This is a genomic window from uncultured Nocardioides sp. (genome assembly GCF_902805925.1).
Lineage (GTDB): Bacteria > Actinomycetota > Actinomycetes > Propionibacteriales > Nocardioidaceae > Nocardioides.
The window spans coordinates 1-9,343 of sequence record NZ_CADCUP010000072.1 but is presented as its reverse complement, the minus strand read 5'-3'; the positions used below and the strand labels follow the sequence as shown (position 1 = coordinate 9,343).

Annotated in this window: 5 protein-coding genes; 4 read left to right on the top strand and 1 reads right to left on the bottom strand. The window is 74.2% G+C overall.

The features are described 5' to 3' along the window. Positions 1-147 precede the first annotated feature (147 nt). The 3 genes from QZX64_RS05175 to QZX64_RS05165 all read left to right on the top strand — a co-directional run bounded on the left by QZX64_RS05175 (position 148) and on the right by QZX64_RS05165 (position 7,736). Positions 148-1,242, top strand: coding sequence for a ring-opening amidohydrolase (locus QZX64_RS05175; RefSeq protein ID WP_295657522.1), 1,095 nt, complete (start codon positions 148-150; stop codon positions 1,240-1,242). 63 nt (positions 1,243-1,305) lie between these two features. Continuing rightward, positions 1,306-4,515: an ATP-dependent DNA helicase gene (locus tag QZX64_RS05170; RefSeq protein ID WP_295657520.1), complete on the top strand. Its 3,210-nt coding sequence runs from the start codon at positions 1,306-1,308 to the stop codon at positions 4,513-4,515. After that, positions 4,512-7,736: an ATP-dependent DNA helicase gene (locus QZX64_RS05165; RefSeq protein WP_295657518.1), complete on the top strand. Its 3,225-nt coding sequence runs from the start codon at positions 4,512-4,514 to the stop codon at positions 7,734-7,736. Before QZX64_RS05170 ends, QZX64_RS05165 begins: the two co-directional genes overlap by 4 nt. On the opposite strand, the gene deoD is transcribed toward QZX64_RS05165, so the two are convergent. Beyond that, on the bottom strand, positions 7,717-8,421 hold the full coding sequence (gene deoD / locus QZX64_RS05160; protein ID WP_295657516.1) for a purine-nucleoside phosphorylase: 705 nt from the start codon (positions 8,419-8,421) through the stop codon (positions 7,717-7,719). The genes QZX64_RS05165 and deoD overlap by 20 nt on opposite strands. A gap of 32 nt (positions 8,422-8,453) precedes the next feature. On the opposite strand from deoD, the gene nudC reads away from it, so the two are divergent. After that, positions 8,454-9,343 (top strand): NAD(+) diphosphatase (nudC, locus tag QZX64_RS05155; protein ID WP_295657514.1); only part of this gene is annotated, 890 nt, incomplete at its 3' end.

Genomic DNA, 9,343 nt, shown 5'->3' with positions numbered 1-9,343 from the left:
CAAGGTCGACGCCGTCTGCCGCTTCGTCGAGGACGGCGGCGCCCGGGCCGTCATCACCGACCTCGACTCCATCGTCGCGGCGGTCACCGGTGAGGACACCGGCACCGTCGTCGTACCGAACCCGTAGCCGCAACCGAGAGGAACCCCATGCCCAGCGCCATCGAAGTCCGCAAGGTCCCGATCCACTCCGTCGCCGACGCCTCCGAGCTCGCGAGGCTCATCGACGACGGCGTGATGGCGGCCGACCGCGTCATCGCGATCATCGGCAAGACCGAGGGCAACGGCGGGGTGAACGACTACACGCGCATCATCTCGGACCGCGCGTTCCGCGAGGTGCTGGTCGAGAAGGGCGCGCCCGCCGAGGCGGTCAAGCAGGTCCCGATCGTGTGGTCAGGCGGCACCGACGGCGTGATCAGCCCGCACGCGACGATCTTCGCGACCACCGACGCGGAGCCGACCGACGATCCCCGCCTCACGGTCGGCTTCGCGATGAGCGAGCGGCTGCTCCCCGAGGACATCGGCCGCGTCGCCATGGTCACCAAGGTCGCCGACGCCGTGAAGGTCGCGATGGAGAAGGCCGGCATCACCGACGTCGCCGACGTGCACTACGTGCAGACCAAGACCCCGCTGCTCACCGTGCACACCATCCGCGACGCCAAGTCGCGCGGCAAGACGGTCTGGACCGAGCACACCCACGAGTCGATGGACCTCTCCAACGGCTGCACCGCGCTCGGCATCGCGGTCGCGCTCGGCGAGATCGAGATGCCGACCGACGAGGACGTCATGCACAACCGCGACCTCTACTCCGCCGTGGCCTCCTGCTCCTCCGGCGTCGAGCTCGACCAGGCCCAGGTCGTCGTGGTCGGCAACGCCACCGGTGTCGGCGGCCGCTACCGCGTCGGCCACTCGGTGATGGACGACGCCCTCGACCAGGACGGCATCTGGGAGGCGATCCGGTCTGCCGGCCTGGACCTGCCCGAGCGGCCGCGCACCGAGGACCTCGACGGCCGGCTCGTCAACGTCTTCCTCAAGTGCGAGGTGTCGCAGGACGGCCAGGTGCGCGGACGCCGCAACGCCATGCTCGACGACTCCGACGTCCACTGGCACCGCCAGATCAAGGCCGCCGTCGGTGGGGTGACCGCCGCGGTGACCGGGGACCCGGCCGTGTTCGTGTCGGTGTCCGCGGCCCACCAGGGCCCCGACGGCGGTGGACCGGTGGCCGCCATCGTCGACCTCGGCTGACCTCCCGCACCGCGCCGGGCAGACGTCCGGCGCGGTGTCGGTGGCGCGTGATTGGCTTGCGCCATGACCGCAGCGACCGCCCCCACGACGTACGCCCTCACCCGGCGCGACGTCGCTGCGGTGGTGCCCGCGCTCGACGTCGATCAGCAGCGCGTGGTCGACCACCCGGGCGGCCCCCTCCTGGTGCTCGCGGGGCCCGGCACGGGCAAGACGACCACGCTCGTCGAGGCGATCGTGCAGCGGGTCGAGCGCGGGGCCGACCCCGCCTCCGTGCTGGCGCTGACCTTCTCGCGCAAGGCGGCGGAGCAGCTGCGCGACCGGGTCACCGCCCGCCTCGGTCGCACCACCGCCACCACGATGAGCTCCACCTTCCACTCCTTCGCCTACGCGCTGGTGCGCCGCTACGCCCCGGCCGAGCTGTACGCCGCCCCGCTGCGCCTGCTGTCGGCGCCCGAGCAGGACGTCGTCCTCCAGGAGCTGCTGGCCGACACCCCCGAGGCGGTGCGCTGGCCCGAGGCGCTGCGGGCTGCGGTGGGCACCCGCGGCTTCGCCAAGGAGGTGCACGCGGTGCTGGCGCGCGCCCGGGAGCGCGGCCTGGACCCCGAGGACCTGGCGGCACTCGGCAGGGTCGAGCGCGTGCCGGCGCTCGAGGCGGCCGGGGCCTTCATGGCGCAGTACCTCGACAACCTCGGCGACCAGAGCGCCATCGACTACGCCGACCTCGTCGCCCGGGCCGTGGTGGAGGCCGAGCTCCACCGCGACGAGCTGCGCGCGCGGTTCGACGCGGTCTTCGTCGACGAGTACCAGGACACCGACCCCAGCCAGGTGCGGCTGCTGCGCGCGCTGGCCGGTGACGGCCGCGACCTCGTGGTGGTCGGCGACCCCGACCAGTCCATCTACGGCTTCCGCGGCGCCGACGTGCGCGGCATCCTCGACTTCCCGGCCGAGTTCCCGCAGGCCGACGGGTCACCGTCGCCGGTGGTCGCGCTGGGCACCACCCGCCGCTTCGGCTCCCGGCTGCTCCGCGCCTCCCGCTCGATCGCCGCCGGCATCGGCATCAGCGGAGCCATCCCCGCGTCGGCCTACGAGGCCTTCCGGCACCCCACGCCCGTCGTCCACGAGCTGGGGCCCGGCCGGGTCGAGGTGCTCACCTTCGACACCGCGCGCGCCGAGACCGAGCAGATCGCCGACCTGCTGCGCCGCGCCCACCTCGAGGACGGCGTCGCCTGGGACGACATGGCCGTGCTGGTGCGGTCGGGCCGGGCGATGATCCCGCCCCTCCGGCGCTCGCTGGGGGCCGCCGGGGTCCCCGTCGAGGTGGCCAGCGACGAGACCCCGCTGGTCCGTGAGCCGGCCGTGCTGCCGTTCCTCGACACGCTGCGTGCGGTGGTCGACGCCGACGTCGACGACCCCACCCACCCCGACTTCGTCGGCCCCGACCGCGTGCAGGCGCTGCTCACCTCGCCCATCGGCGGCCTCGACGCCACCGACCTGCGTGCCCTGGCCCGCCGGCTGCGCGAGCGCGACGACACCGGCGTGTCCTCGCGGGACCTGATGCGCCGGGCGGTGCTCGAGCCCGGCTTCCTCGACGGTCTCGACGGCTCCTCGGTCGACCGGGCCGTCCGGTTCGCCGGGGTCCTCGCCCGGGCCCGCGTCGCGCTGGAGGCCGGCGACACGGTGGAGGAGGTGCTCTGGGTGCTGTGGGAGGGCACCGACTGGGGTCGGCGGCTCCGGGCGACCACCCGAGCGGGAGGCCAGGCGGCGCGGCTCGCCCACCGCGACCTCGACGCCATCTGCGCCCTCTTCGAGACCGCGGCCCTCACCGAGGAGCGCAAGGGCCACACCTCCGTGGCGTCGTTCCTCGCCACGCTCGTGGAGCAGCAGATCCCGGCCGACACCCTCGCCGACCGGGGGGTGCGGGGCGAGGCCGTGCGGCTGCTCACCGCCCACCGGTCCAAGGGACTGGAGTGGCGTCTCGTGGTGGTCGCCCACGTCCAGGACGGCAGCTGGCCCGACCTGCGCCGCCGCGACTCGCTGCTGCAGGCCGACCGCATCAGCCGCGACGGGCTCCTGCCGCCGGTCACCACCCCGGCGATGCTCGCCGAGGAGCGTCGCCTGTTCTACGTCGCCAGCACCCGCGCCCGCCAGCGGCTCGTCGTCACCGCCGTCGCCTCCCCCGACGACGAGGGCGAGCAGCCCTCCCGCTTTCTCGACGAGCTGGGCGTCCAGCGTGTCCACCGGGTGGGCCGGCCCCAGCGTCCGCTCTCCCTGGCCGGGCTCGTGGCCGAGCTCCGGCGCACCCTCGCCGACCCGAGCCGGCCCGACTCCCTCCGCGACGCCGCCGCCCGGCGGCTGGCCGCCCTGGCGGCCGCCCAGGTCAACGGCCGGGCGGTGGCCCCGCACGCCGACCCGGCGACGTGGTGGGGGCTGCGTGGTCCCAGCCGCGCCGACCGCCCGGTGCGCCCGGGCGACGAGCCCCTGGTGCTGTCCGCCAGCGCGGTCGAGGGCCTGCTCACCTGCCCCGCGCAGTGGTTCCTGGCCCGCGAGGCCGGTGGGTCGGTCCCCAGCTCCGCCATGCAGGGCTTCGGCAACGTCGTGCACGCGCTCGCCGACCGCATCGCCAAGGACGAGCTCCCGGCCGGTCCTGCGGCGATGGAGGAGGTGATGCGGCTGGTCGACGACGTGTGGGGCCGCATGGACTTCCGCACCCCGTGGTCGGCCTCCCGCGAGCGCGCCGAGGTGGAGGCCGCGCTGACGCGCTTCGTCGCCTGGCATCAGCGCCCCGGCGCACGCACGCTGCTCTCGACCGAGGCGGAGATCAGTGCCGAGGTCAAGCTGCCGGACGGCCAGGTGGTGCGGTTGCACGGCTACGCCGACCGGCTCGAGCTCGATGACGACGGCCGCGTCGTGGTGGTCGACCTCAAGACCGGCAAGTACCCTCCCACCGCTCCGGAGGTCCTGGATCACCCGCAGCTCGGCGTCTACCAGCACGCGGTGGCCCACGGCGCCGCCGACGAGCTCGTGGGGCGGCCGGCCGAGCCCGGCGGGGCCCAGCTGGTGCAGCTCCGCAAGGGCGCCGAGCTCCCCAAGGAGCAGGTCCAGGGCCCGCAGCAGCCCGACGGTGAGGGAGTCACCCTCGTCGAGCGCCAGCTGATGCAGGTCGCCCGCACCGTGCGCCAGGAGGAGTTCGTGGTCAGGCCCGGCAAGCAGTGCGAGCGCTGCGCCTTCACCGCGCTCTGCCCCGACAAGACCTCCGGGTCGGTGCTCTCGTGACGGGCCGCGACCTCAGCACGCCCGAGCAGCTCCGCGACGTGATGGGCGCCGACTTCACCTTCAGCGCCCAGCAGTTCGCCGCGATCACCGCGCCCCTCGAGCCGGCAGTCGTCATCGCGGGCGCCGGGTCCGGCAAGACGGCCGTGATGGCCGCCCGCGTGGTCTGGCTGGTCGCCACCGGTCGGGTCCAGCCGCACGAGGTCCTCGGCCTCACCTTCACCACCAAGGCCACCGCCGAGCTGTCCCACCGCATCCGCGCCTCCCTGCGGGCGGCCGGCCTGCTCCCTCGGGCCGACCTCCGTGACCCCGACGCCGAGGAGGTGGAGGAGCCCACCGTCTCGACCTACCACTCCTACGCCGCCAACCTGCTCGTCGAGCACGGCCTGCGGATCGGCCACGAGCCCGACGCCCGGCTGATCGCCGACGCCTCGCGCTACCAGCTGGCCGCCCGGGCGGTCCAGCGTCACGCCGGCACCGTCGAGCACCTCAGCGACTCACCGGCCCACGTCGTCCAGTACCTCCTCTCGCTCGACGCCGAGATGAGCGAGCACCTCGTCGACCCGGCCGCCGTGCGGGCCCACGACACCACCGAGCGACCGCTGTTCGTGGACGGGATGGCGGCGGAGTCCCGCAGCACCTACCGGGCCCTCAACGAGAAGGCGGTCCTGGCCATCGACCGGCGGGCCGAGCTGCTCGACCTCGTCGCCGGCTACCGCGCGCTCAAGGCGCAGCTCGGCCTTCTCGACTTCTCCGACCAGATCGCGCTGGCGGCGCGGCTGGCGGAGCAGTGCCCCGAGGTGGGGCAGGCCGAGCGCAGCGCGTTCAAGGTGGTCCTGCTCGACGAGTACCAGGACACCTCCGTGGCCCAGGCGCTGATGCTGCGCCGGCTCTTCTCCGGCGCCGACGCCGGCTCGGGGCTCGGCCACCCGGTCACCGCCGTGGGCGACCCCAACCAGGCGATCTACGGCTGGCGCGGCGCGTCGGTCTCCAACATCCTCGACTTCGGCCGCGACTTCCCCGCCCGAGACGGCGCCCCCACGACGTACCCGCTCACCGTCAACCGCCGCTCCGACCGACGCATCCTCCACACCGCCAACCACCTCGCCGCCGACCTCTACGCCGCGCTGCCGCAGGTGCGGCCGCTGGAGCCCAAGCCGGGTGCGGCCGACGGGTCCGTCGCCGTGGCCCTGCACGCCACCTACGACGACGAGCTCGACTGGCTCGCCGACCAGGTCGTCGCCCACCACGCCGCGATGCCCACCCCCCGGTGGAACGAGATCGGGGTGCTGACCCGCAACAACTCCCACGCCGCCGACGTCTTCGACGCGCTCACCCGGCGGGAGGTGCCCGTCGAGATCGTCGGGCTCAAGGGGCTGCTCCGGCTTCCGGAGGTGGCCGAGGTGGTCGCGACGCTGAGCCTGGTCTCCGACGTCACCGACAACCCGTCGCTGCTCACGCTCCTGGCCGGGCCGCGATGGGCGATCGGGCCCCGCGACCTCGCACTGCTGGGCCGCCGGGCGCGCGACCTGGCAGGTGGGGGCCCGGCCCGCCGCGGCGAACGCCCGAGCGTGGCCGCCGAGCTCGTCACCGCGGTCGAGGGTGCCGACCCCACCGAGACGGCCGCTCTCGGTGATGCGCTCGACGACCCCGGCGACCTGCCGTACTCACCGCAGGCGCGCGAGCGGTTCGCCCTGCTCGCCGCCGAGCTCCGGCGGCTCCGGGCGGCTGGCAACGAGCCGATCCTCGACCTCGTGCGCCGGATCATCGACCTGACCGGCATCGACGTCGAGCTGGCGTCGTCGGTGAGCCCCGCGGCAGCAGCGCGGCGCGACAACCTCGACCTCTTCGTGCAGGCGGTGGCGGAGTTCCAGGCCGTCGACGGCCAGGTCACCCTCGCGGCGCTGATGGCGTGGCTGGAGGCCGAGGACAGCTTCGGCCAGGGGCTCGACGTCGCCACGCCGTCCGAGGCCGACTCCGTCAAGCTGCTCACGGTGCACCGCGCCAAGGGGCTGGAGTGGGACGTCGTCTTCCTGGTCGGCGTCACGGAGGACAAGTTCCCCACCAACCAGTCACGCAGCAGCTGGCTCACCGTCCCCTCGGTGATGCCCAACGTGCTCCGCGGTGACCACCGCGACCTGCCGAGGCTCGGCGGGCACACTCCCGAGGACATCAAGGCGTACGCCGCCGCGGCCAAGCAGCACGAGGCGACCGAGGAGCTCCGGCTCGGCTACGTCGCCTGGACGCGCGCGCGCCACGACCTCGTCGCGAGCGCCTGGTGCTGGCGCCCCTCGCTCAAGCGCGGCCTCGGCGCCTCGGCGTACCTCCGGGCGACCCGGGAGGCGGTCGCGAGCTGGGGCGAGGAGCCGCTCCTCTGGCAGCCGCCGGTCCTCAAGGACGACGTCAGCCCCTACGCCTCGCGCGACCCCGACCTGCCCTGGCCCATCTCCCACCACACAGCAGAGGTGGAGCGGCGGCTCGACGCCGCGCGCCGGATCGCCGAGGCGGAGGAGGCGCTCCGCGCCGGCGTGCCCGAGGAGCCGGTCGAGGACATCCTGGTCGCCGAGCAGGTCGCCCAGTGGGACGCCGAGCTGGCGCGGCTGCTCGAGGAGGCTCGGCGCGACCGCGCCGACACCATCGAGGTGGCGCTGCCGAGCAGCCTGTCGGCCACCGCCCTGGCGAGACTGCGTGAGGACCCCGAGCGGTTCGCCGCCGACCTCGCCCGGCCGATGCCTCGCAAGCCCTCGGCGTCGGCGCGGTTCGGCACCCGGTTCCACGCCTGGGTGGAGACGCGCTTCGGGCAGCAGGGGCTGATCGACCCCGACGAGCTGCCCGGTCGCCTCGACACCGGCATCGACGACGAGGACGACCTGGCCGAGCTGATCGCCAGCTTCGAGGCGGGCGAGTTCGCCGAGCGCCTGCCCTACGCCGTCGAGGCGCCGTTCGCGATCGTCCTCGACGGCCAGGTCGTCCGGGGCCGCATCGACGCCGTCTACGCCGAGGGTGACGGCTTCGTGCTCGTCGACTGGAAGACCAACCGCCACGAGTCGGCCGACCCGCTCCAGCTCGCCGTCTACCGCGTGGCGTGGGCCGAGCTGCACGGCCTCGACCACGAGCGGGTGCGGGCGGCGTTCCACTACGTGCGCAGCGGCCGCACCGTCGAGCCGACCGACCTGCCCGACCGGGCGGGGCTCGAGGCGCTGCTCAGGCCAGCGCAGCCGTGAGCGCGATGTCGACCATCGCGCCGAACGTCTGCTCCCGCTCCGCAGCCGTGGTCTCCTCACCGGTGACGATGTGGTCGGAGACCGTGCAGATGGCCAGTGCCCGCCGGCCGTGCTTCGCCGCGAGCGTGTAGAGCGCGCTCGCCTCCATCTCCACGGCCAGCACGCCGTGCTCGACCATCGGCGCCATCAGCTCGACGCGGGGTGAGTAGAACGAGTCGCTGGAGAAGATGAGCCCGACGTGCGGCTCCACGCCCTGCTCGACCGCCGCGTCGTACGCCGCCCGCAGCAGGCCGAAGTCGGCGACCGGCGCGTAGTCGTAGCCGTGGAACCGGTGGCGGTTCATCGACGAGTCGGTGCAGGCCGCCGAGGCGATGACGACGTCGCGCACGGCCAGCCTCTCGGTGAGCGCGCCGCACGAGCCCACGCGGACGACCGACTGCACGTCGTACTCCGCGAACAGCTCGGTGGCGTAGATCGCCAGCGACGGCTGCCCCATCCCGGAGCCCTGCACCGAGACGGGCTTCCCGTGCCAGGTCCCGGTGTAGCCCAGCATGCCGCGCACCTCGGTGTAGCAGCGCGCGTCGTCGAGGAACGTCTCGGCGATCCAGCGGGCACGCAGCGGGTCGCCGGGCATCAGGACGGTGGGGGCGATGTCGCCGGCGGCGGCGCCGATGTGGGTGCTCATGGACGTGGAAACTACCCAAGTACGGTGGCCGCGTGAGCACCCAGGACGCCGGCGATCGCAGCCGCAGCCTCCCGCACCTGGCCCTCTCGGCCCACGCGCACAACCGCGAGGGCCTGCACCGCACCGACGACGCCTGGCTGGAGGCCCGCTGGGGCGACCCGACCACCCGGGTGCTGGTGGTCGCCGGGACCCGCATCCGCCCCGTGGAGGGCGGTGTCGACTGGGTGTCGCCCGCCGAGGCGCCCGAGGGGATCCGGGTGCTGCTGGGGGAGCGGGACGGCGTCACGAGGTTCGCGCTGGTCTGCGACCCGGCCGACGCCCCCGGGGGAAAGGACGACTGGATCGCCCTCCGTGGCCTCTTCCCCTACCTCGGCGAGCGCGGGGAGGACGACGCACCCTGGCTCTTCCACGCCATCGGGCTGGCGGAGTGGCTGCAGGCGACGAGGTTCTGCCCGCGCTGCGGCGGCTCGCTGGAGCCGCGCCACGCCGGCCACGAGCTGCGGTGCACCTCGTGCGGCAAGCGGCAGTTCCCGCGCACCGACCCGGCGGTGATCATGGCCGTGACGCTCGGTGAGCCCGGATCCGCCGACGAGAGGATCCTGCTGGGCCGGCAGTCGGTGTGGCCCGCGGGCCGCTGGTCGACGCTGGCCGGCTTCGTGGAGCCGGGGGAGACCTTCGAGGACGCCGTACGCCGCGAGGTGATGGAGGAGGTCGGCACCCCCGTCGGCGAGGTGACCTACTTCGGCAACCAGCCGTGGCCGCTGCCGGCGAGCATCATGATCGGCTTCGTGGCACGGGCCACCAGCGACGTCATCGACGTGGACGGCGCGGAGATCGAGGAGGCCCGCTGGTTCACCCGCGACCAGCTGCGCGCCGACGCCGCGTCCGGGGCCGTCGTGGTCCCCCAGGGTGTGTCGATCTC